17 protein-coding genes are annotated in these 19,782 nt (G+C 72.8%); 8 read left to right on the top strand and 9 right to left on the bottom strand.

Annotation, left to right across the window (positions count from 1 at the left end):
• The first annotated feature begins 100 nt into the window (after positions 1 to 100).
• Entirely contained in the window at positions 101 to 385 is a 285-nt protein-coding gene (locus P8A20_RS34740) for a chaplin (RefSeq protein ID WP_109881445.1), read from the top strand.
• A gap of 88 nt (positions 386 to 473) precedes the next feature.
• On the opposite strand, the gene P8A20_RS34735 is transcribed toward P8A20_RS34740, so the two are convergent.
• Together P8A20_RS34735 and P8A20_RS34730 are read right to left on the bottom strand one after the other, a co-directional pair.
• Positions 474 to 1,334, bottom strand: a complete 861-nt coding sequence (locus P8A20_RS34735; protein WP_147961892.1) for a tyrosinase family protein — start codon at positions 1,332 to 1,334, stop codon at positions 474 to 476.
• Positions 1,335 to 1,353: 19 nt separating this feature from the next.
• On the bottom strand, positions 1,354 to 1,818 hold the full coding sequence (locus P8A20_RS34730) for a tyrosinase family oxidase copper chaperone (protein WP_306104933.1): 465 nt from the start codon (positions 1,816 to 1,818) through the stop codon (positions 1,354 to 1,356).
• A gap of 194 nt (positions 1,819 to 2,012) precedes the next feature.
• Here P8A20_RS34730 and P8A20_RS34725 point away from each other — a divergent pair, with 194 nt between their 5' ends.
• Both P8A20_RS34725 and P8A20_RS34720 read left to right on the top strand, forming a co-directional pair.
• Positions 2,013 to 3,302: a cytochrome P450 gene (locus P8A20_RS34725; RefSeq protein WP_306104932.1), complete on the top strand. Its 1,290-nt coding sequence runs from the start codon at positions 2,013 to 2,015 to the stop codon at positions 3,300 to 3,302.
• Between the two features lie 111 nt (positions 3,303 to 3,413).
• Positions 3,414 to 4,610, top strand: coding sequence for a glycoside hydrolase family 26 protein (locus P8A20_RS34720; protein WP_147961889.1), 1,197 nt, complete (start codon positions 3,414 to 3,416; stop codon positions 4,608 to 4,610).
• Positions 4,611 to 4,780: 170 nt separating this feature from the next.
• Here P8A20_RS34720 and P8A20_RS34715 read toward each other — a convergent pair whose 3' ends face one another.
• Positions 4,781 to 6,184, bottom strand: a complete 1,404-nt coding sequence (locus P8A20_RS34715; protein WP_371934428.1) for a hypothetical protein — start codon at positions 6,182 to 6,184, stop codon at positions 4,781 to 4,783.
• 158 nt (positions 6,185 to 6,342) lie between these two features.
• On the opposite strand from P8A20_RS34715, the gene P8A20_RS34710 reads away from it, so the two are divergent.
• Positions 6,343 to 7,614: a molybdopterin-dependent oxidoreductase gene (locus P8A20_RS34710; RefSeq protein WP_147961888.1), complete on the top strand. Its 1,272-nt coding sequence runs from the start codon at positions 6,343 to 6,345 to the stop codon at positions 7,612 to 7,614.
• Positions 7,615 to 7,921: 307 nt separating this feature from the next.
• On the opposite strand, the gene P8A20_RS34705 is transcribed toward P8A20_RS34710, so the two are convergent.
• The 4 genes from P8A20_RS34705 to P8A20_RS34690 all read right to left on the bottom strand — a co-directional run bounded on the left by P8A20_RS34705 (position 7,922) and on the right by P8A20_RS34690 (position 11,310).
• Positions 7,922 to 8,707, bottom strand: a complete 786-nt coding sequence (locus P8A20_RS34705) for a class I SAM-dependent methyltransferase (RefSeq protein WP_147961886.1) — start codon at positions 8,705 to 8,707, stop codon at positions 7,922 to 7,924.
• A complete protein-coding gene (locus tag P8A20_RS34700; RefSeq protein WP_147961885.1) occupies positions 8,704 to 9,372 on the bottom strand; it encodes a TIGR04282 family arsenosugar biosynthesis glycosyltransferase in 669 nt (222 codons plus the stop codon). The genes P8A20_RS34705 and P8A20_RS34700 overlap by 4 nt, the downstream gene beginning before the upstream one ends.
• The gene (locus P8A20_RS34695; RefSeq protein ID WP_147961884.1) at positions 9,369 to 10,100 is read right to left on the bottom strand and encodes a glycosyltransferase family 2 protein; all 732 of its coding nucleotides are present in this window, start codon (positions 10,098 to 10,100) and stop codon (positions 9,369 to 9,371) included. Before P8A20_RS34695 ends, P8A20_RS34700 begins: the two co-directional genes overlap by 4 nt.
• A gap of 151 nt (positions 10,101 to 10,251) precedes the next feature.
• Positions 10,252 to 11,310: an NAD-dependent epimerase/dehydratase family protein gene (locus P8A20_RS34690; RefSeq protein WP_306104931.1), complete on the bottom strand. Its 1,059-nt coding sequence runs from the start codon at positions 11,308 to 11,310 to the stop codon at positions 10,252 to 10,254.
• Between the two features lie 239 nt (positions 11,311 to 11,549).
• Between P8A20_RS34690 and dhaK the strand changes: the two genes are divergently transcribed.
• From dhaK to P8A20_RS34675, 3 genes are read left to right on the top strand one after another with little or no spacing between them, the layout of a single operon-like run.
• Positions 11,550 to 12,542, top strand: coding sequence for a dihydroxyacetone kinase subunit DhaK (gene dhaK, locus P8A20_RS34685; protein ID WP_306104930.1), 993 nt, complete (start codon positions 11,550 to 11,552; stop codon positions 12,540 to 12,542).
• Positions 12,543 to 12,577: 35 nt separating this feature from the next.
• The gene (dhaL, locus tag P8A20_RS34680) at positions 12,578 to 13,195 is read left to right on the top strand and encodes a dihydroxyacetone kinase subunit DhaL (protein ID WP_147961882.1); all 618 of its coding nucleotides are present in this window, start codon (positions 12,578 to 12,580) and stop codon (positions 13,193 to 13,195) included.
• Positions 13,192 to 13,602 carry a PTS-dependent dihydroxyacetone kinase phosphotransferase subunit DhaM gene (locus P8A20_RS34675; protein ID WP_147961881.1) on the top strand — a complete coding sequence of 137 codons (411 nt, stop codon included), beginning with the start codon at positions 13,192 to 13,194 and terminating at the stop codon, positions 13,600 to 13,602. The genes dhaL and P8A20_RS34675 overlap by 4 nt, the downstream gene beginning before the upstream one ends.
• A 76-nt stretch (positions 13,603 to 13,678) precedes the next feature.
• Here the strand turns inward: P8A20_RS34675 and P8A20_RS34670 are convergent, their stop codons facing one another.
• A complete protein-coding gene (locus tag P8A20_RS34670; protein WP_306104929.1) occupies positions 13,679 to 17,170 on the bottom strand; it encodes a phosphodiester glycosidase family protein in 3,492 nt (1,163 codons plus the stop codon).
• A gap of 182 nt (positions 17,171 to 17,352) precedes the next feature.
• Between P8A20_RS34670 and P8A20_RS34665 the strand changes: the two genes are divergently transcribed.
• Complete coding sequence (locus tag P8A20_RS34665) at positions 17,353 to 17,862, top strand: NUDIX hydrolase (RefSeq protein ID WP_147961386.1); 510 nt, start codon at positions 17,353 to 17,355, stop codon at positions 17,860 to 17,862.
• Here P8A20_RS34665 and abc-f read toward each other — a convergent pair.
• Entirely contained in the window at positions 17,826 to 19,517 is a 1,692-nt protein-coding gene (gene abc-f / locus P8A20_RS34660; protein ID WP_306104928.1) for a ribosomal protection-like ABC-F family protein, read from the bottom strand. The two genes, P8A20_RS34665 and abc-f, sit on opposite strands and share 37 nt — an antisense overlap.
• Positions 19,518 to 19,782: the final 265 nt, after the last annotated feature.

Genomic DNA, 19,782 nt, shown 5'->3' with positions numbered 1-19,782 from the left:
GAGTTTTCCTCCGATCCGTTACCGTCTGTCGACTTCCGCGTTGTCAGAGCATGCCGGCCGCACTCCAGGTGGCCGGTTTCGACCCTCTCAAGGAGAACTGATGTCGCGTATCTCGAAGGTGGCCGCCGTCATGGCAGGTACCGGTGCCCTGATCGCCGGCGGCGCCGGCATGGCTACCGCCGACTCCGGCGCGGAGGCCGTCGCGGCCCACTCCCCCGGTGTCCTTTCGGGCAACGCCGTCCAGGTGCCCGTGCACATCCCGGTCAACGTCTGCGGTAACACGGTGAACGTGATCGCCCTGCTGAACCCGGCGTTCGGCAACACCTGCGCCAACGTCTCGGACCACCACGAGGCCAAGGCGGACGAGTACGGCTACGGCCACTGATCTCCCCCGGGGCAACCGTCGGGCCTCCTCCCTCCGCTTCCTGGCGGGGGAGGGGGCCCGGTTCCGTTCCGGGGGCGGCCCGCGTCGTTCAGACGTACCGGTAGAGCCGGGTGTGGTCCATGAGCTGGGAGGGGGCCACGTCCCAGGGCGGCATCGGCCGGTCGAGCGGGAAGATCCGGTCCCGCTGCGGGTCGTCGGCCGGGAGCGTGCGGGCCGGCAGGTACCGGGAGCGGGGGTGCGCCTTCTGCCAGCGGGTCCAGAGCAGGTCGATGAAGGCGTGATGCAGCCAGAAGACCGGGTCGTCGGGGGACGCGGCGCCGGCCATCGATCCTCCGATCCAGCGGTGCACCTTGTTGTGGTTGGCGACACCCCTGCCGCCTCTGATGCCCCAGCCCTCGATCCTGTTGCGGAAGCCGGTGGTGCTGACGCTGTTCCAGGGCGCGGTGTCGTACACCGGGTCGCCCAGGGCGCGGTCCACCTCCGCCGCACCGGGCAGGGTGACGGGTGCGGAGGGGCGGCCGAAGTTGCGTCGCAGGAAGTGGTCGTCGGTGACCTTGGCACGGATGCGCCAGTTCCCCTGCCGGTAGGCGAACGGCCCGGTCATGACCTGCCGGTCGCCGGGCCTGCCGTTGCCGCCCAGGAAGTCCTCCGCCCAGAGGGAGGACTTCGCCGTGTTGTCTCGCGTCCAGTCCCAGTACGGGATCGACACCCGGCGATCGACCGACCGCAGCGCCTCCTCGAACTCCAGGAGGTACTGACGGTGCCAGGGGAAGAAGGACGGGGTCATGTGGGCGGGACGTGGGCGGCTCTCGCCGTCGGTGACGTAGTACTGCCGGTGCAGGGTGACGAAGTCGTCGTAACGGCCCGAGCGTTTGAGCTCCAGGATCGCGTCGACCAGGCGTTTCTTCTCGGTGCGCGTCAGGTCGCGCTGATTCTTTCGGCTGTGCACCCGTGCTCGTCCTTAGGTCTCAGATGGTGTGCGGGGAGACGGATGACAACTGGGCGGTGCCGAGTTCGTCGACCGCCGCGCGGGCCGTCTCGAGAAGTGTCGGGAACGACTCGTAGTGGTTGACGGTGCTGAGGTAGCTACCGTCGGCACGCCGCATCACGTGCAGCGTCCTCCCGTCGATGCTGACGTCGACGGCGGGAGCCGCGACGGACTCCCCGTTGCGCGGCTGCGCTCCGGCCGGCACGACGGCGGTGGCCGTGCCCCGGATCGTGCGGCCCCTGTACAGCTCGGAGAACCGCTCGGGCCCCACGGCGTCGCGGTCCTGGCCCGGGTCTCCCGGATCCTGGCCCCTGAGGAGGACCGGGGCGAGCGCACCGCCGGTGCCGGCGAGCACGGTCGCCGTGAAGACGGCGCGCAGCACCGCGCGCCGGGCCGGCCTCGGGGTGCCCGCCGGCCCCTCGTCGGGGCCGCTGGTCGGATTCATGGTGGGTGTACCTCCCTCTCGTCAGCTCCTGCGAGACATCTCGCTCCAGTGGGCAACGAGACGGGGCGCGAACGGTTCTCTCATGCGCCGGACATCGCGCGACCGTGGGAATTCCTCACGCCCGTCCGGCCGTGTCGGCCGCCGGGCGCCGCCGGGCGGGCAACCATGGCCGTCCGAACTCCCGGAGGTTGTGCATGAACGCGCCGACGCAGGTGCCCACCGACCGCGCGCGAGGGACAGCGGGAGCCGATCTGGCCGATCCGGCTTTCTGGCGGCTCCCGCGGACGGAACGGCTGTCGGCGTTCGCACGGCTGAGGGAACTCGACGCGCCGGTCCGCTTCACGCCTCGTACGGGATCGCGCACGCCGTTCCGCGTGTTGGTGAGGCACGCAGACGTGCGGGCGGCAAGCCGTCAGCCGCAGGTCTTCGCCAGTGCCCCCGGGGTCACCGTCCCGGAACCGGCCCCCTGGGCCAAGGCGGTGTTCGGCAACTCCATGGTGAACATGGACGGCGCCGAGCACGCCGGGCTTCGCAGGACCATCTCGCGCGCCTTCACGCCCAGGCTGCTGGCCGCAGCCGAGGAGAACATCGAGGCCGTCGCCCGGCGGCTGGTGGACGAGGCGATCGCCGAGGGCCCGGGCGACTTCATGCGCTCGGCCCCCTCACGCATGCCGTTCGAGGTCATCTGCGACCTGATGGGCATTCCTGCGCGCCACCGGTCCGCCATCGCTGCGCGGATCGACCACGCGTCGGAGTACGTCGGGGTCCAACGGCGTGGCCGCGCCCGGCTCCGCGTTCCGGGGCGGGGTCTGCGCTCCCTGGCCCGTATGCAGCTGGAGATGGCGGGCATCGCCCGTGACCGGCGCCGGGCCCCGGCCGACGACGTGATCTCGGCGCTCGTCCGGGCGGACGTCGACGGGCAGGCCCTGTCCTCGCGTCAGCTCGGCGCGTTCTTCTCGCTGCTCCTCGTCGCCGGTGTGGAGACCACCCGGAACGCGATCGCGCACGGGCTGGTCCTGCTGAGCGCCCACCCGGACCAGCGGACCCTCCTGGAGTCCGACTTCGACCGTTACGCCGACGGCGCGGTCGACGAGATCGTCCGTCACTCGACGCCGATCATCCAGTTCCGCCGGACCGTGGCCGCCGAATGCGCACTCGGCGGCCACACCTTTCTTCCCGGGGAGAAGGTCGTGCTCCTCTACGCGTCCGCCAACCGGGACGCGGCCGTGTTCGAGAATCCCGATCAATTCGACATCACCCGGTCCCCCAATCCGCACCTCGGATACGGCGGAGGAGGTCCCCATCATTGTCTGGGGGCACATCTGGCGAAGCTGGAGATGAAAGCCCTCTTCCGCGAAATGCTCACACGTCCGGGAGGGGTACGGACTTCGGGCGGGCCTGTCCTGGTCGACTCGAATTTCGACAACCGCGTCGGCGCCCTCCCTTTCACGTTCCTGCGGAGTCACCCGAACGGCCCGCGATGAGGCAGCGTGTGTCGCGAATGGTCTATTGACGGGCGGTACCGCAGCCCATTGTTGAATCCTTCTCCTTAGGGTCGACAGCGTCGGAGTCAGGCCGCAGTCCTAGGAGGATCCGTGCCCGTACAGCGCCGTCTCACCAAGTTCGGCATCGGGGCGACCGCGCTCTGCCTCCTCGTCGGCGGCGCGGTCCTCGCCGACCACGACGCCTCGGACCCCCGGAGCGGCAGGAGCGACGCCCAGGGAGCGCCGGAGCCCGGTGGGACGACTGCCGTCGGCGCCTATCTGGACTACGGGCCGCAGGGCGTGCAGCGGATGGCGGAGCTGTCGCGCTGGCTGGGCGGTACGGAGCTGAGGGTCGGGCACACCTATCTGCCGGGCGACCTGTGGGAGAACATCGAGGGCCGTCCCGGCTTCCTCGCCTCCTGGGCGGCCTGGCGGAAGGCCGCCGAGGACCGGATGCTCGTCCTCAACACACCGATGCTGGAACGGAACGAGGATCGTGTCTCCGACGAGGAGGTACGGGGCCTGCTCCGGGCCGGTGCCCAGGGGCAGTTCGACGAGCACTTCCGCCGGCTGGCCGAGCGTCTGGTCCGGCTGGGGATCCCGGACACGGTGATCGTCCTCGGGTGGGAGATGAACGGCACGACGTACACGCACCGTTGCGGGCCCGATCCGGTCGCGTGGAAGGCGTACTGGAACCGCATCGTCACCGCGATGCGGTCCGTCTCCGGCCAGGAGTTCCGGTTCGACTTCGCACCGAGCCGTGGACTGGACGCGGTGCCCTGGACGGAGTGCTACCCGGGCGACGACGTCGTGGACATCATCGGCATGGACTCGTACGACCAGCCTCCGGCTCGGACCTTCGACGAGCAGGTGAGCGAACCGTACGGCCTGCAGAAGCAGGTCGACTTCGCCGCCGAGCACGGCAAGCCGATCTCCTTCCCCGAGTGGGGGCTGTTCCGCAACGGCGACAACCCCGAGTACATGCGCCGCATGCTGGAGTGGATGGACCTGCACAAGCCGGTCTACCAGACGATCACGGACTACTGCCCGCACGGGGTGTGGCAGTGCGCCGACAACCCCGAGTCCTCGAAGGTGTTCCGCGAGATGCTGAGCGGGCTGCCGGACGCCACCGAGCCCTCGGCGCCCGCTGCCGAACCGAGCGCGACACCGACGACGCCCGTGCCCGACGAGCCCGCCCCGACGGTGCCCACCCCGGACGTGAACGACCCCGAATGGTGCCTCACCGTCCCGCTGGACGACTGGTTCGGCCAGTGGCTGACCGACCGCGAGTTCTGTGTGCGCGACTGAGAGCCGGCTGGTGGTGCCCGCCGCGCGTTCCCGGCGCCGTGGCTGCCGCCACGGCGGGCGGCGGCCAGTCGCCGGCCGGGCCGGGCCCCGGGGCCGCGAGACCTTCGGCGCCCGGCCCGCCCGAACTGCCGTTCCGGTGGGCTGACGCCGGCCGGGCGGGGGTGTTCCTCTCACCAGCCGGTCCACAGCAGATGGTTGACCAGCAGGGCGACAGCGGCCTGGGCCGCCAGCCAGCGACGCCGGTCGATGCCCGGGAGCAGCGCGGCGGCAGGCATCAGCCAGAGGACGAAGGGCTGCCAGATGCGCTCGGTCTCCGCCTTGCTCATCCCGGACAGATCGGCGACGGCGACGGCCAGCAGGGCGGCGAGGCTCAGGAACGCCAGCCGTTGAGCCCCGGTAGCGGTGCCGGAGAGCAGCCCGCGCGCCCCGGAGGGGGCGGACGCCACCGCGCGCCGCAGTCCCGCCACGGTGGCGAGTCCGGCTGCCAGTGTGGCGCAGGCGAGGTTCCCCCAGACCCAGTAGGAGAAGGGGCGGACTCCGCCCGCGCCCTGGTAGTAGCGCTCCACCAGCAGGTGGTAGGCCTCCCACCAGTTGAATCCCGCCAGGGTGAAGGCCACCGGCGCGGCCAGCGCGCCGAGCAGGAAGGGACCGAGGGGGCGCACGGTGCGGGTGAGGGCCAGTACGGCGGCCGGCAGGACCACGATGAGCGTCAGACCGTAGCTGAGATAGCAGGTGAACCCGAACAGGAGCCCGGAGGCGAGTGCGGCCGCCGCCGGGAACCTGACCGTACGGGTCGCCGCGAGTGCCAGCAGCGCCACGGACCAGGCCGCCACAGCGGTGAAGTAGCCGTCCGCCGATGTCCCCGCCCATACGGCGAAGGGGGCCAGGACCAGGAACGGGGCCGCACGCCGAGCGAGGTGTTCGCCCGTCAGGGCACGCAGGGCGACCAGCACGGCGGCGGCGGCGGAACCGCCGAGCACGATGCACCACATGCCCGCCCAGGCGCCGCCTCCGAGCCCGATCCGGTCCAGGCCGACGAAGGTGAGGGTGGCGCCCGGCGGGTGACCCGCGACATGTGCGGGCCAGTTGCCGGGCGGGCCGATCACGATGTGGTCGGTGAAGCCGCGCAGCGCGGCACCGATGTCGTCGAAGCGGTCGATCACCCGCAGGTACTCGTGCTTGGTGGTCAGCCGGCGCGCCACGCCCCGGTACCAGCCCTCGATGAGTGCGAGCGACAGGATCCAGGCCACCGAACCGGCCCAGCAGGTGAGGAGCAGCCCGCGCCAGGGAAGCGCGGCCGCGAGGCGTGGCCCGTACGCCACGACCGCGACCGCGACCCCCAGGGCGAGCGGGGTGCCGGGACCCACGTGCGGGTCCCAGGAGGCGAGCAGGGGCGGCCAGTGGACCTGCAGGCTGCCGTCGCCCTCCTGGATCACCCATCCGACCACCGCGGCCACGGCGACCAGCAGGGCCCCCGCCACGGCCGATGCCAGGTCCCGTCGGCGACCGGCGGGGCGGTCGGGAACGAGGGGTTCGAAGGTGCGGAGGCGGTCGCCGCGCTGCTCGGTCGTCACCCGGGCACGCTACGCATCCACGGTGCCCGACGGGCGCTGCGACGCCCCCGCGTCACACGACCGTCAGATCGATCGGCGGGGCCGTCCGGGCGCCGGCTCGGACTTTCGTCAGGAGTCGCTACCCTCTCGGAGCGGTGTCCCCCGCATAACGTCGGCGCATGGGCGACAGACGTCAGCGAACCGGTGCACACCTCCCTCTTCCCCCTTTTCCCCTCCCCACCGGACCCGCCTTCTGGCGCAGTCCGGTGCGCGGGGTCCGGTTCACCGCCGTGCTCGGCGTGGTGCTGCTGGCCGGTATCACCCTGCTGTTCGTGACCGGTCTCCTCTCCTACGCGGCGTACAACCCGGACCTCGCCATGGTGAACGACAAGACACCGGCGAAGGGTCTGCTCGGCTTCTACCTCTTCGACTGGCCCACAGGGCCCCACTGGCTGTACCGGCTGACCCAGGGGGTGCACGTCACCCTGGGCATCGTGCTCGTGCCCGTCCTGCTGGCCAAGCTGTGGTCGGTGGTCCCGAAGCTGTTCGCCCTGCCTCCCGCACGGTCGGCCGGACACGCCCTGGAGCGTCTGTCGGTGCTGCTGCTGGTGGGTGGCGCCCTCTTCCAGTTCGTCACCGGTCTGCTCAACATCCAGTTGGAGTACCTGTTCCCCGGGTCCTTCTACCCGCTGCACTTCTACGGGGCCTGGGTCTTCTTCGCCGCGTTCCTGGCCCATACGTTCCTCAAGCTGCCGCGTGCGCTGCGCGTCCTGCGCCGCGGGCTTCCCGCGGCGCAGGACGAACTGGCCTCCCCGGCCCCCGCCGCTCCGACCCTCTCCCGGCGCGGTGCCCTGACGGTGGTGGGGGCGGGCTCGCTGCTCCTCCTGGTCACGTCGGCCGGACGGAGCTTCGACGACGGGCTGCGGAAGACCGCGCTGCTGACCCCACGCGGCGGCGCCGAACCGGGGACGGGGCCCAACGGGTTCCAGATCAACAAGACCGCCGCCGAGGTGGGCATCATCCCGGCGGAGACCGGGGCGGACTGGCGGCTCACGATCGTCGGGCCGGCCGGGGAGACGCGGCTGTCCCGGGCGCAGTTGCTTTCCATGCGGCAGCACAGCGCGGCGCTGCCGATCGCCTGCGTGGAGGGCTGGTCGACATCCGACCAGTGGTGGCGTGGGGTCCGTCTGCGTGATCTCGCCGTGCTCGCGGGCTTCCCGGACGGAGCGCCGGGAGTGCTGGTGGAGTCCCTCCAGCGGAGCGGGCCCTTCAGGTCGGTGGCTCTCAGGGATAACCAGGTGCGGGACCCGGATTCGCTCCTGGCGCTGGGAGTCAACGGTGAGGACCTCTCACCCGACCACGGGTTTCCGGCACGCGTCATCGTGCCGGCCGCCCCCGGCGTGATGAACACCAAATGGGTGAGCCGTCTGACGTTCGGAGAGCCGCGATGAGGGTCCTGCGCCGCTGGTACGGGGAGGGACCGCTGCATCTGCTCCTGATGGTCTCCTCCTTCGCCCTCGCGGGATACGCCGGTGTACGGCTGCTCGACGGGGAGACCCTCTTGATCCTGGTGTGGTTCGTGGGCGCCGCCCTGGTGCACGACCTGGTGCTGGTGCCGCTGTACTCGGCCGCGGACCGGGCCCTGCGGGTCCCCTTCCCGCGCCGCCCCGGCCTGGTGAACTTCGTGCGGGTGCCCCTCCTCCTGTCCGGACTGCTCCTGTTGATGTGGTTCCCCCTGATCACCCGTCACGCCGAGCGCTACGAGCCGGCGAGCGGGATGTCCCCCGACAGGTTCCTGGGCAACTGGCTGCTCATCACCGCGGCGCTGTTCGCCGTGTCGGCGTCCTGGCTCGTCGTGCGGACCGTCCGGGCGCGCCGCAGGGCGAGGAACGGACGGCCGTCGGCCTCCCACTGACCGACGGGCTTCCAGCTCTGCGACCGCGCGTGCAGGAGCAGGGCGGACACGCCGACCCGGGCCCAGGGGAAATGAGGGGCGGTACCGGCCTGCTCACGGCCGTCGTCGAGGCGCACCCGGACCCGCTCGTCCACGTCGTGCGGCGCGGCCTCCGTGATGAGCAGGCCGCCCGGGGCCAGCACGGTGGCGATCCGCCGGAGCAGCACGCGGGGGTCACCGCCGATCCCGATGTTGCCGTCGACGAGCAGGGCGGTTCCCCAGCGGCCTTCGCCCGGGAGCGGCTCGAACACGCTGCGCCGGAGTGCCGCGCCGCCGGTCCGCCGGGTGCGTCCGACGGCGGCTTCGCTGACGTCGATGCCCAGGGCCCGGTGTCCGCGCGCGGCCAGGGCGGCGACCAGGCGCCCGGGCCCGCAGCCGATGTCGATGACCGGTCCCTCGCAACGGCGCAGGGCCGACAGGTCGGCGGCGTCGGCGGCGGCGCACCAGCGTTCGACGTCCAGCGGCAGCAGCCATCCGTCCATGCCCCGGAGGAAGAGGGGACCACGGCCCCGGCTCAGGGCCCGCCCGTACGGATCGGCTGCCCAGCTGGCCGCCGCGCCCGGGCCGGCCGGGGGCAGTACGGTGCTCACCGGACCACCACCCGGTCCAGGCGGTCCAGGCGGTCGAGCGTCTCGGCGAACGATCCGTGCGGCGCTGCGTCGGCGACGTACCGCGCGTCCTCGGCCGTGTCCACGTCGCGCAGGGGCGGCAGGTTCCGCACCGTGAGCCCCGCGTCCGTCAGACGGGCCCGCTGGATCTCGCCCGTGCCGGGGCGGGACATCGGTACGCCACGTACGAGGCCGGGGTCGGGTACGGCGAGGCCGAGGGCCCAGAAGCCTCCGTCCTCGGCGGGTCCGAACCAGGCGTCGCAGCCGTCCCAGGCGTCCTCGGCCAGCGCCGGCGCCAGCAGGGCGGGCGTGATCTGGGGGGTGTCCATCCCGATGAGGAGGGCGGGACCCGAACAGGTGCCGAAGGCCGCCGCGATGCGTTCGTCGAGGGTTCCCGCGCACTGCGGCAGGACGTCGAAGCCCGGTGGTGTCCAGGCACCGGGGTGTCCGTCGAGGACCAGGACGCGCCGCCGTGCGGGCAGGGTGAGGACGGTCCGCAACGTGTCCTCCAGGGCCGCGGTGGCCAGCTCCGCCGCCTCACCGGGGCTGAAGGGCGGTGTGAGCCGGGTCTTGACCCGGCCCGGAACCGGCTCCTTGGCGATGACCAGCAATGTCGTCGCTCCCTGACACGGTGCGGGCGCACTCATCGGGTCGCCTCCGCCCTGATGCTCCGGGGCGTCCGGAACTCCGGCTGCCGCAGCACCGCGCGCATGTCCCGCACCGCGTGCCACGTCCCCCGCCAGGTGCCCGTGACCTTGGACCTGCCCGTCCGGGGCAGGTAGGGCACGTCCGTCTCCGCGACGCGGAGTCCGGCGTCCGAGGCGCGCACCACCATCTCCAGGGGGTAGCCGCTGCGACGGTCCGTCAGGTCGAGTGCCAGCAGCGCCTCCCGGCGCACGGCTCTCATCGGGCCGAGGTCGTGCAGCCGCAGGCCGGTACGGCGGCGCATCATCCTGGACAGGGCGAAGTTCCCCGCCCTGGCGTGCGGGGGCCATGCGCCCTGGGTGGTGGGCCGTCGCCGGCCGAGGAGCAGGTCACACTGCCCCTCGGCGACGCGACGGACGAACCCGGTGAGCAGCGCGGGGTCCAGGGAGCCGTCGCAGTCGCAGAAACACACGTACTCGGCCTCGGCGGCGAGCAGTCCGGCGTGGCAGGCGGAGCCGAAGCCGCGGCGCGGTTCGTGCACGACGGTCGCACCGAGCGAACGGGCGATCTCCGCCGAACCGTCGGTGGAGCCGTTGTCGACGACGATGGCACGCCACCCGTCGGGGACGCGGGACAGTACTCGGGGCAGGGCCTCGGCCTCGTCGAGGCAGGGCAGAACGATGTCGGCTCGGACGGGAGCTGCGGGATCAGCCTGTGCGTAGTCGGTCACGCCGGCCACCCTACGGAGACAAATCTGTCATTTCGGGCTCCGGCACCGTTTCGCCGGAAGGTGGCGGGGACGGCGTGTCGCACGGACGCGTTGCAGGCGCGGAGCGAGGGCTCCCGGCAGCTCCGCGGCGCGGGGAGGGCGACCCGGGGGGCTACCCGGCGCCGCGCAGGGGTTCGGTGGCGAATTCCCTCATACCGGTGCCGAAGTCGGCCGCCGGCTTCCAGCCGAGCTCCTCGCGGAGGCGCCGGGAGTCCGCCGTCACGTGCCGGACGTCCCCCAGCCGGTACTCACCGGTCACCACGGGCGCCGGACCTCCGTGCGCCGAGGACAGGGCCCAGGCCATCTCGCCGATGGTGTGGGGGACGCCGCTGCCGGTGTTGTAGGCGTCGAACGATCCGGGTCCGCGCTCGCCAAGAGCCGCGAGCGCCGTCACGTTGGCCGTGGCGACGTCACGGACGTGGACGAAGTCGCGGCGCTGACCGCCGTCCTCGAACACCCGGGGCGCCTCGCCACGGGCCAGAGCCGAACGGAAGAAGGACGCCACACCGGCGTACGGCGTGTCGCGCGGCATCCCCGGCCCGTAGACGTTGTGGTAGCGCAGCGCCACGGCCCGGCCGCCCGTCGCGCGGGTCCAGGCCGCGGCAAGGTGTTCCTGGGCGAGCTTGGTCGAGGCGTACACGTTGCGCGGATCGACGGGGGCCTCCTCGGTGACGAGGCCGGGCACCAGTTCCGCGCGGCAGGAAGGGCACCGGGGTTCGAAACGTCCGGCGTCCAGGTCGGCCACCGACCGGGGGCCTGGGCGGACCCGGCCGTGCCGGGGGCAGTCGTAACGCCCCTCCCCGTAGACCACCATGGAACCGGCGAGCACCAGGTCCCGGATTCCGGCCGCCGCCATCTCCGCCAGCAGCACCGCCGTGCCGAAGTCGTTGCACCCGACGTACTGCGGCGCGTCCGCGAAGTCCCTGCCAAGACCCACCATGGCCGCCTGGTGGCACACGGCGTCGATCCCGTTCAGCACCCCGGCGACAGCCTCACGGTCCCGTACGTCCGCGACGACCGTACGGACACCGGGCAGCCGCGGAGGCACGGCGGTTGGGTGAGCGGACGGCAGCAGTGCGTCGAGGACCACCGGTTCGTGCCCGTCGGCGGCGAGTGTCCGGACGATCTGCGATCCGATGAACCCGGCTCCGCCGGTGACCAGTACGCGCATGGCGGCCACGCTAGGACCGGCCGGGACCCGATACGGGGCGCGGCACGCCCACCGTCACCCGACCGTAAGAAGGTCCGGGGCCGTCCGGCGGCGCGTGAGCAGTTCCGACACGCGTCTCTCCGACGCGTCGCTTCCGGATCACCCGCGTCTCTTCGATACTGGGTGCCGTATGCAGGACCGGACTCACACCGACGGGCGGTCCGGCCACAGGCCGGCCGTTGCTCCCTCAGGAGGAACCCTTGCGCATGCTCATCAACGTGCCGGAGACCGTCGTCGCGGACGGTCTCCGCGGACTGGCCGCCGCCCACCCGGACCTCGTCGTGGACGTGGACAACCGGGTCGTCGTCCGGCGTGACGCCCCGGTCGCCGGGAAGGTGGGTCTCGTGTCCGGGGGCGGGTCGGGGCACGAGCCGCTGCACGCGGGGTTCGTCGGGCCCGGGATGCTGTCCGCGGCGTGCCCCGGGGAGGTCTTCACCTCGCCGGTGCCCGACCAGATGGTGCGGGCGGCCGCCGCTGTCGACAGCGGCGCGGGCGTGCTGTTCGTCGTGAAGAACTACACCGGCGACGTGCTCAACTTCGACATGGCCGCCGAGCTCGCAGAGGACGAGGGGGTCCAGGTCGCCAGGGTCCTGGTCGACGACGACGTGGCGGTGTCGGACAGCACGTTCACGGCGGGCCGGCGTGGCACGGGGGCGACCCTGTTCGTCGAGAAGATCGCCGGTGCGCTCGCCGACGAGGGTGCTCCTCTGGAGCGGGTGGAGGCCATGGCCCGGCGCGTGAACGAGTCCGCGCGGAGCTTCGGGGTGGCTCTCAGCTCCGTCACCACCCCGGCCAAGGGGACACCGACGTTCGACCTGCCGTCGGGCGAGCTGGAGCTGGGTATCGGGATCCACGGCGAGCCCGGCCGCGAGCGCCGCCCGATGATGACGTCCGGGGAGATCGCCGACATCGCGGTCCACGCGGTGCTGGAGGACCTGCGCCCGGTCGGCCCCGTGCTGGTACTGGTCAACGGAATGGGCGCGACGCCGCTGCTGGAGCTCTACGGGTTCAACGCCGAGGTGCAGCGGGTCCTGTCGGAGCGGGGCGTGACGGTGGCTCGTACGCTGGTGGGCAACTACGTGACGTCGCTCGACATGGCGGGCTGCTCGGTGACGCTCTGCCAGGTGGACGAGGAGATGGTGCGGCTCTGGGACGCGCCGGTACAGACGCCCGCGTTGCGCTGGGGCCGGTGAACGGACTTTCCACCGTACGAGGAACAGGAGATCTTGTGCTCGACACCGATTTCTTCCGTCGCTGGATGGCCGCCACCGCGGCCGCCGTCGACCGTGAGGCGGACCGGCTGACCGAGCTCGACGCCGCGATCGGGGACGCCGACCACGGGAGCAACATGCGGCGCGGCTTCGCCGCCGTGAACGACGTACTCGGGAAGGAGGCCCCCCGGACGCCGGGGACGGTGCTGACACTGGCCGGCCGCCACCTGATCTCGACGGTCGGCGGAGCGTCCGGGCCGTTGTACGGGACCCTGCTGCGCCGCACCGGAAAGGCGCTGGGCGACGCGACGGAGGTGACCCCGGATCAGCTGGCCGACGCCCTCGGGGCCGGTGTCGCCGCGGTGACGCAGCTCGGTGGCGCGCAGGCCGGGGACAAGACGATGCTCGACGCGCTGCTCCCGGCCGTCGAGGTGCTGGGCACCTCGTTCGAGGCCGCCCGGGACGCGGCGCTGGCAGGTGCGCTGGGGACCGTGCCCCTGCGGGCACGCAAGGGCAGGGCGAGTTATCTCGGCGAGCGCAGCATCGGGCATCAGGACCCGGGGGCCGCTTCGTCGGCGCTGCTCGTCGGGGCGCTCGCCGAGGCCGCCGGGCCGACCGAGGGGGGCGGCGAGTGAGCGAGGACAAGAAGGTCGGGATCGTGCTGGTCTCCCACAGCGGGCCGGTCGCGGAGGCCGTGGTCGAGCTGGCCAGGGGGCTGGCGGCCGGTGGCGCGACGGCGCCGATGGCGGCGGCGGGGGGAACCTCCGCCGGCGGCCTGGGGACGAGCGCGGAGCTGGTCTCCGAGGCGGCCGCGAGGGTCGACATGGGGGCAGGCGTGGCTCTGCTCGTGGACCTCGGGAGCGCGGTGCTCACGGTGAAGTCCATGCTGGCGGAGGGCGACGAACTGCCGGACGGTGCGCGGCTGGTGGACGCACCGTTCGTGGAGGGCGCGATCTCCGCTCTGGTGACGGCGTCGGCGGGGGGCGATCTGGACGCCGTGGAGGCCGCGGCGACGGACGCGTACGGCTACCGGAAGACCTGAGCGGTACCGCCCGGACACCGCGCGGCTCCCGGACCGGGTCCGGGGGCCGCGCGCCCGCATGCTCGATGACGGCGTGTCAGGCGGACGGAGCCATCGCCCCGGCCGCGACCCTGATCTCCGTCCGCCGGGTGACCCCGTTGACCGTCACCGCGAGTGTGACGGTGCCCGGCCGCAGGGCCGTGAGTGTGCCCGTGGCGGGGTCCATCGTCGCGATGTGGCGCGGACGGGCGTCGCCGGGACCACCGACGTGCATGTTCGGGGAACCGGTCCAGTCGGCGCTCAGCGGAAAGGCCGCCGGTACGGTCCGCGTGCCCTGGGTGACCTGTGCGCCGACCGCCGCGCTCTCGCCCCTGACCAGCTGGGAGGGGGCGTCCAGTGTCAGCGCGTCCACGTGGGCACGGGTCTGGACCGAGACCCAGTCGGGGCCGCCCCGCCAGGGCTGCCTGCGCGCCGCCGCCTGTTCTCCGGGCGAGACGCGGTCGGCGCCGACCAGGGACCAGCCGGTGAATCCGCCCTCGTCCGCGGGGCCGGCCGGGGCCTTGCCGGAGTTCCCGTTGATCAGATACGGGACTCCGTCCACGCGTGAGGCGTCGAAGACCCCCACATGGCTGCCGACGAAGGCGGCGCCCTTGCCCGTCGCGCGCCGGAAGCCGGCGAGCCACTCTTCGACGAGAGCCGCCTCCTTGCGGTCGCTCAGCCGGCTCCCCTGCTGTGCGGTGGGATCGCGTGGGGGTACGTGCTCGATCAGCATCACGGAGCCGACGGACCGGTCCTTCGCCGCCATGTCCAACTGGGCGCGCAGTTCCTGGATCTGGGCGAAGCCGCCGCTGCGCAGGCTGAGACCCGATGTGTCGAGTGTGATGACGCGGGTTCCGTCGTGGTCGAACGTCCGCCGGGCCGGGCCGAACTCGGCGACGAAGTCGTCGATCCCGCCGCCCATCACCTCGTGGTTCCCCGGTACGTAGTACCAGGGCAGCGAGTCGCCCAGTTCCTCCTCGAGAATCTGCCGGGCGAAGGCGAGGTCGGCGGGCGATCCCTCGTCGACGAGGTCTCCGTTGACGACCAGGAAGTCGGGCCGGGCCGCCTTGATCTCGCGCAGGGTGCGGCGCGCCTGCCGGACGATGGCGCTGTCCGGGTCCCGCGCGACGAACTGCGCGTCCGACATGACCGCGAAGTGCCAGTCGCGGCCCTCGGTCACGGCGGCCGTTCCGATCAACGGGTCGGCGCTCTCCGCCTGTTCGGGCAGCTCGACGCTGGGCGGCACCTGGGCGGTCAGGCCGTCGACCACGATCTCGCCGGTGTACTGCCGGGCCGCGGCCGTCTCGGCGAGGTAGAAGCGGTACACGGACAGCGGGGCCGCCGCACCCGGCGGCACGGCGAAGGTGACCTGACGCCAGCCGGTCCAGGTGATGTAGGGCCCGCGCAGCAACTGGTCCGACCCAGCGGCGTCCTTCAGGTGCAGGGTCGGCCAGGCGCCGTTGCCGTCCCCCTTGATCCAGAGGGTGAACGTCTGCGGCTGCCCCGGCACGGCGACGGGCTGCGGCGGGGCCGCGTAGGCGGCGCGCGTGGCCGTCGAGCGGGTGAAGTCGTAGGTGAGACGCAGGCCGGTGCCGGAGTGTCCGTCCAGCGTCGCGGCGAGCGAACCGTCGGCGCGGGCCTGGCTGAACTTCCAGGATCCGGCGTCGTCGAAGTCCGCCACCGTGCGCTCCGTGAGGCCGACGCTCACGGCGAGGGTGGTGCTGACGCCGGCCACCGTGGCTGTGATCCGTCCCGCCCCGGCGCCGGTGAGGGACGTGACGGTGAAGGAGCCCCGGCCGTCGTCGGCGACGGCGAACCGTGTGCGGTCGTATTCGAGGGTGATGTCCGCCGGCTCGACGGGGGCGCTCGCGCCGTGGGCGTCGAGCCCCGTGATGCCGAAGGTGCCGGTGGCGCTCTCGTCCGCCAGGCCGACGCGCGTGGTGGTGGACCGGATTCGGGTCAGCCGGTCGAGCACGGTGAGCCGGATCCCCCCGTGGGCTCCGGCGCGTTCGGCCCGGACGTCGGTCGTGCCGCCGTGGCGAGCGGTGAACGTTCCCCGGGCGTCGACGCTGCCGACCGCCGGGCTGACGGCGCGCCAGCGCGGGGAGCCCGCTGCGGGGCCGTACGTCTCGTCGTGTCCGGCGGCGGTGAGCTGCCGGGTCAGGCCGGGGAAGACCCGCTCGGGGTGGCCGCCGGCGACGGGGTCGTCACCGGGCGCGGCCCCGGCCGGTGTCCGGGTGCCGACCCAGAACCCTTCGAGCCGCCCGCTGCCGTCGGGGGCCGTCAGGGCGAGACCGTTGGGGACCGTGCGCTCGCTGCCGTCGGACGGGCTGTTCTCGACCCGCAGCGTGTCACTGCCCGGTTCACGGGCGACAAGGGTCGAGGACCCTCCCCCGTCGAGGTTGAGGGCGCTGTACGAGCCGGCCCGGCGCATCATCTCGCCCAGCTCGGTGAGGGTGACGCCACCGCTGTCGGTCTGACGGCCGTCGACGGTGACGACCTGCATGGTCCGGCCGTCCTCGGAGAATCCGACCGCGGTGCGGGGCGCCGCGGTGTTGTTGCCCTCGCCGTCGTGGTTCTGCGCCGCCCCGTCTACGACGAGCAGTTCGCGGCCGCCGACGGCGGTACGCGGGACGGCTCCGCCGTCGGTGCGGGCCCGGTACGCGATCCCGACCGGGTCACCGGGTTCGAGGGCGGCCAGCAGGCCGGCCCCGGCCTCCCGGCCGACGAGGACCACCGTGTCGTCGGGCACGGGTCCTGATCCGGGGCCGTCCGACACGGAGACGACCTTTCCGTCGCGTACGGTCACTTCGGCGACAGACCGCGCGTCGTCGACGGTCGCTGCGCGGTCGGCTCCGCCCCAGGCCGGCGTGTAGGCACCCACGCCCTGGGCGGGTACGTTCGCGGCGTTGTACGCGGCCAGCGGGTGTGCGCCCGAAGGGAGGGTCAGCGTGCCCTCGAAATACAGCTCCAGGACGCGGCCCGCGTTCTGCGGCCCGATGCCCACCGCGCGGTTGACGCCAGGGGCCGGGGAGTGGACGACCCGCCCGTCCTTGATCCCCGGCCCCAGGGGCGCTCCGGTCCGGTTGATGTCGAAGAAGTCGGCGTTGATCGCGGCCACGGTGCGCCGGCCCTTGCCCGGGTCGTGTCCGGCGGCCAGTTCGGAGACCGTGTGCCGGTCGGCGACCTTGCCCGAGGAGAGGTAGTCGGCGCGCACCCCGCTGCCGTCCAGATCGACGGAGAGGGTGTCGACCCGCAGCCACTTGTCGGACTCGAGACGGTCGTACGAACTCAGCCGGACGCCGGGGGCGACGGGGCGGGTGGCGCGGGCGGTCTCGATGCCGTCGCCGTCCACGACGGATCTCGCCTCACCGGCAGGGCGGGTCGCGGCCGGCGGTGCGACGGGTCCGAGGATCTCGGCGGTGGTGTACGGGCGGGGGTCCGGCGTCGGGTCGGCGGACGCGGGAGCGACCGCTCCGGCCACCGTCGCCGCCGCGGTCGCCAACAGTACGAGCGACCGACGGATGCCGTGATGGGTGCCAAGGGCCACAGGTCCTCCTGGTGGGGAGCGGATCGCGCGCGGCAGGCGCCGTCGGCGGACAGCATGACCGGGCCGGGTGGGACGCACCAGAGGACAACGGGGACATCAGGAGGAACAGCGCGCGGCGAAGGGTGACTCCACCGGTCCCCGACAGCGGGACAGGAACGCTTCCTCGCGCCACACTTGACGACATGTCGACTGTCAGGCGCAGTGCGGGTCTCCTGCTCTTCCGGGTCGTTGCCGACGAGGACGGCCGGCCCGACGCGGAGGTGCTGATCGGCCATATGGGCGGGCCGTTCTGGGCCGGGCGCGAGGCGGCGGCGTGGTCGGTCCCCAAGGGCGAGTACGAGCCCGCCGAGGAGGAGCCTGCCGCCGCCGCACGCCGGGAGTTCCAGGAGGAGCTCGGGCTGCCCCTGCCCGACGGTGCCTGGGTTCCGCTGGGCGAGGCACGTCAGTCCGGCGGCAAGATCGTCACCGTATGGGCCGTGGAGGCCTGGCTGGACCCTGCCGGGGCGGTCCCGGGAACCTTCACCATGGAGTGGCCGAGGGGCTCCGGCGTGCTGCGGGAGTTCCCTGAGATGGACCGGTTCGCATGGTGCACGCCGGACGAGTCCCTCGAACGGCTGGTGGCGGGCCAGCGGGTCTTCGTCGAGCGGTTACGTGCCTACGTACGCGAGGGGCGCGCCCCTTCTGAGGCGTAGCTCTCCGTCACGGCGCGGCCGGCCCGGAGTCCGAGACGTTCGCCGGTGAAGCGGGCCCTGAAACTCCGGTCGTGCGAGACGACGACGACGGCTCCCTCGTACCGGTCGAGCGCTGCCTCCAGTTCCTCGACCAGGCCGAGCGCGATGTGGTTGGTCGGCTCGTCGAGGATGAGGAGGTCCGCCGGACGGGTCACCAGCCGTGCCAGGGCGAGTCTGCGCTGCTGCCCGACGGAGAGGGCCGCCACGGGCACTGACAGGTCGTCCGGGCGGAACAGGCCGAGGGCCAGCAGCTCGTCCTCGTACTCGTCGGGGAGACCGGGGCGGCCTGCGGCGAAGGTGGCGAGCAGCGTGCGGCGGGTGGGCCGGGCGGGGAGTTCCTGCGGGAGGTAGCCGATCCTGCCCCGCCGCCGGACCGTTCCCGCGTCGGGCGCGAGGTCACCGGCCAGAACGCGCAGGAGCGTGGTCTTCCCCGCCCCGTTGGGCCCGGTGACCAGGAGCCGCCGGCCGGGCTCGACCTTCAGGGAGGGCAGGTGAAGCCGTTCGCCGACGCGGACGGATTCCAGCTCGGCCAGGGGGACATGACCGCCCCGGCCGCCCGACGGGCCGCCGGCCTCGCCGGCGAGGGCCAGATCGGCCGTGAGGCGCAGTGGCCGGGGAGGCTCCGGAACGGGCGAGCGGCGCAGTTCCTCCAGGCGGGCCCTGGCGGACCGGACCTGGCCGGACAGCTTGGTCTCGTGCGACCGGCGGTGCTTGCCGAAGCCCTGCCGGGGGTCCTTCCCGGTACTCGCGAGGCGCTGCCCGGCGGCGCTCACCAGCTCCCCGGTCCGTGCCAGGTCGTCCAGCCACTCCTGGTGCTCCTGTGCCCACCGTCGGCGCGCGGCGGTCTTCGCGGCGCGGTAGCCGTCCCAGCCGTCGCCGTAGCGGAAGACGCTCCTCAGATCGCGGTCGACCTCCAGGATCACCGTGGTGGTGCGCTCCAGGAACGCCCGGTCGTGGGTGACGGCGACGAGGGTGCCCCGATGGGCGCGGAGATGGTCCTCCAGCCAGGTGACGGCGGCTGCGTCGAGGTGATTGGTCGGCTCGTCCAGGAGCAGCAGTTCGGGCGCCGCGGCCAGCACGCAGGCCAGGGCCAGCCGGGACTGCTCCCCGCCGGACAGGGTGCCGAGTCCGCGGTCGCGGGTGAGGTGGCCGAGACCGAGGCCGTGCAGCGCGGCGTCGGTCCTGGCGTCCGCCTGGTACCCGCCTCGTTCCTCGTACGCCGTCAGCAGGTCGCCGTACGCCGCGAGCCGCGCGTCGGTGGGTTCCTCGCCGGCCATGGCCTCCTCCGTCTCGCGGATCAGGCGTTCCAGGTCGCGGAGCCCGGCCAGGGCGGCGTCGACGGCGTCCTGGACCGTGCTGCGGGGGTCGAGTGCGAGGGTCTGGGCGAGGTGGCCGCTGCCGCCCGGGAAGCTGACGGTGACGTCGCCGCCGTCCGGGGCCTCGGTCCCGGCCATCAGCCGGAGCAGGGTGGACTTCCCGGAGCCGTTCTCGCCGATGACGCCCGCCTTCTCACCGGGGCGGACGGTGAGTGACACCTGATCGAGGACGGAACGGTCGCCGTACGCCTTGGAGACGTCGTGCATGGCCAGTTGGGCGCGGGTGCGCTGAGGAGACATGGGTGCGTTCCCTGAAGTGACGGGCCCTCGACGGCGCGCACGTCGGCGTCATGGACGCGGGCGCGCTGCGGGGCATGGGTGTCGGACGACGGAGAGGACTGCGGCACACGGGCATGCCCGGGGGTCACGCGGCGACGTTCGGCGTCGCGTGGCGGCGTCCTGGCCGCGTATCAGAGAAAGAAGTAGTACGAACCCATGGGAGCCAGTCTAACCACGCGGCAGGTGGTCGCAGGGAGAATATTGCGTCTGCCGCAGGCGGGAGCGC

This window comes from Streptomyces sp. Alt3, from assembly GCF_030719215.1.
Lineage (GTDB): Bacteria > Actinomycetota > Actinomycetes > Streptomycetales > Streptomycetaceae > Streptomyces > Streptomyces glycanivorans.
The sequence above is the reverse complement of the archived record's forward strand: the minus strand, read 5'-3'. Positions and strand labels throughout refer to the sequence as shown.

Bases quoted from the DNA above. Each gene is read 5' to 3' on its own strand.
- P8A20_RS34740 (WP_109881445.1), top strand. From the start codon at position 101: ATGTCGCGTATCTCGAAGGTGGCCGCCGTCATGGCAGGTACCGGTGCC.
- P8A20_RS34730 (WP_306104933.1), bottom strand. From the start codon at position 1,818: ATGAATCCGACCAGCGGCCCCGACGAGGGGCCGGCGGGCACCCCGAGG.
- P8A20_RS34725 (WP_306104932.1), top strand. From the start codon at position 2,013: ATGAACGCGCCGACGCAGGTGCCCACCGACCGCGCGCGAGGGACAGCG.
- P8A20_RS34710 (WP_147961888.1), top strand. From the start codon at position 6,343: ATGGGCGACAGACGTCAGCGAACCGGTGCACACCTCCCTCTTCCCCCT.
- P8A20_RS34700 (WP_147961885.1), bottom strand. From the start codon at position 9,372: ATGAGTGCGCCCGCACCGTGTCAGGGAGCGACGACATTGCTGGTCATC.
- P8A20_RS34690 (WP_306104931.1), bottom strand. From the start codon at position 11,310: ATGCGCGTACTGGTCACCGGCGGAGCCGGGTTCATCGGATCGCAGATC.
- P8A20_RS34665 (WP_147961386.1), top strand. From the start codon at position 17,353: ATGTCGACTGTCAGGCGCAGTGCGGGTCTCCTGCTCTTCCGGGTCGTT.
- abc-f (WP_306104928.1), bottom strand. From the start codon at position 19,517: ATGTCTCCTCAGCGCACCCGCGCCCAACTGGCCATGCACGACGTCTCC.